Below are 787 nucleotides of genomic sequence, written 5' to 3'. Positions count from 1 at the left end.
ATGTCAAATATTCTTCTAACTTTGATATCGAAATCTACACGTTAAAATCTCTTTGTAGAGATTACTATAAATTTACTGATAGTAAATCTACATTCAAGAAAAAACTTTCTACTGACTTAAGAGTCATCTTTCCAACTTACAACACTGTTTTTTCAAATATAACTTGTAAAACATCAATTGCAATTTTAAAAACTTATTCCAGCCCTGAAGCAATCTTAAATGCTGATAGAGACGCCCTAATTGGCCTCATTTCAACCAATTCTCGAAAGGGACTGGTGCATAGTGAAAAAATTTATAACAAGCTATATGCTGCCGCTGAAGAAGCTGTTTATATTGGTCTAAAATCACCTAGTTTATTTGTAAAAATTATTAACACAATTACCATAATAGAGTCATTAGAAACTCAAATTAAAAACTTATTAAGAGAAATACATCTATTAATGCACAGCAATAGAATTTCTGCTGAATTCAAGAAAAATATTCAATTAATTTATTCAATACCAGGTGTTGGTGAACTAACTGCCATCACAATAATGAGTGAAATCGGCAATATCAAAGGCTTTATTAAACCTAAACACTTAGTTGCTTATTTTGGTATAGATCCTTCTGTCAACCAATCTGGTAAGTTTAACAGTAACAAAAATGTCATGTCTAAACGTGGTACCAGAATAGGACGGAGGGCCTTATACGCTGTCGCGTTAGCGTCAATACGCAAAAATAGAAGCGGTGAACCTATAAATAAAGTTCTACTTAATTTCTACAAGGAAAATATGAAAGGTAAAAGCAA

Annotated in this window: 1 protein-coding gene; it reads left to right on the top strand. The window is 31.5% G+C overall.

The window, feature by feature from the left end; translation table 11 throughout:
• A partial coding sequence (locus tag KM800_RS15095; protein WP_217813821.1) for a transposase occupies positions 1-787 on the top strand: 787 nt, incomplete at both ends.

This window comes from Clostridium tyrobutyricum (genome assembly GCF_019144085.1).
Lineage (GTDB): Bacteria > Bacillota > Clostridia > Clostridiales > Clostridiaceae > Clostridium_B > Clostridium_B tyrobutyricum_A.
The sequence above is the reverse complement of the archived record's forward strand: the minus strand, read 5'-3'. Positions and strand labels throughout refer to the sequence as shown.